The organism is Psychrobacter sp. AOP31-B2-9 (assembly GCF_052378005.1).
Lineage (GTDB): Bacteria > Pseudomonadota > Gammaproteobacteria > Pseudomonadales > Moraxellaceae > Psychrobacter.
This window is the reverse complement of the sequence record NZ_JBQSXG010000271.1, coordinates 1-1,392: the sequence shown is the minus strand read 5'-3', so window position 1 is coordinate 1,392 and position 1,392 is coordinate 1. Positions and strand designations below refer to the sequence as shown.

At 38.5% G+C, this 1,392-nt stretch carries 1 protein-coding gene; it reads right to left on the bottom strand.

The window, feature by feature from the left end; translation table 11 throughout:
* On the bottom strand, window positions 1-1,055 hold a 1,055-nt coding region (locus ACT3SX_RS15100), incomplete at its 3' end, for a WG repeat-containing protein (protein WP_444761833.1).
* Window positions 1,056-1,392 lie beyond the last annotated feature (337 nt).

The window sequence follows — 1,392 nt, the reverse complement described above, 5'->3', positions numbered from 1 at the left end:
GTTTTATCAGCGATAATAGTGCCATCTCTATCGAGTACATAATGTCGCCCATCATCGGTCACTGCCTTTATTAGACCGTGATATTGCCCTCCATATTCAACGGTTAAAAAGGGATACTTTAAAGGTATGATCAGCTCACCCTTATCGTTTATCACACCGTAATATTCACCTGTCGGACTATTGGGGTTAGCTTTCATGACAGGCGCTAAGCCAACCATAAAAGAGTCGATTTTATCGTAATCCGTTTGAACCTCATTACCTTGTCTATCTATCAGATAATAAATATCACCTTTGCGAGCTGACATAAACTCTGCACCATTATTGATATCAAATATACCAATATGATCGTATTCTATAGGTGTGATTACATCTCCCTTTGAGTTTATAAAACCAGCCTTACCACCTTTAAATACCAAGGCTTTGTTATCATAAAACTGCAGTGCTTCATCATAAATGAAGTCTATCTTAGTTTTATTATCACTATCGACATAGCCCCATTTACCATCCTTTTTGACATTGATTAAACCCTCTTTAAAAAACCCTGTGATTTGATAAATAGGAAAAACTCGCTCCCCTTTACTATTTAAGATATCAACTCGAGGAGGGTTATAAGTGCCCACTCTAAACTGCCAATCCTCGGTTTCTGGTTCGTGAGAGTCAGTGTGAAAAATATAGTCGTACCGCTTCATAGGAACTACAATATTATTGTTTTTATCAATAACACCCGTTTTACCATCGCGACCAACGATCGCATAGCCATCGTGAAAGTCCTCTGCATAAGAGTACTCAAAAGGGATCACTATTTTGTTGTACGCGTTTAAAAACCCATAGCGACTATCACTATCATATATGCTGGCCCTGGCCAAGCCATCACTGAATCCCGAAACGTGTTCGTATTGATTAGGAATAACTAAGTAACCGGTAGTGTCTATAAGGCCCCATTGAGAATTAAGAGAAACGCTTGACACACCGTTTACGAAGCCTTCGGCATAATCGAACTTTAGCGGTATGACGACTTCACCTTGGTTATTAACAAAGCCATATGTCTTATCCAAAACACTAGTGCCCTTTGGTTTGGTAACTAACCAAAGTATGTTGTCATAATTCATATCGGTTTTACTACAGAATTTAGCGAACTCAACCCCTTTAGGTAGCTCATCCCCCTATGGCAGGATAGTTGTCACCGTAAAGTAGAAGCTTGGCTAGCAGTAGCAACAAGTAATAGTAGTGCGAGAGTGATTGAAACCAGTGGCTTTAGAGGTAAGGACATGATAGTTATTTCGTAATGAATATGATTGTTATGATAAATCGTATCACATGTTTAACAAACATTAATCTTATTTAATCGATCATCAAGTTGAGTTTGATATACTCGTTTCACTTGTGGAGAAG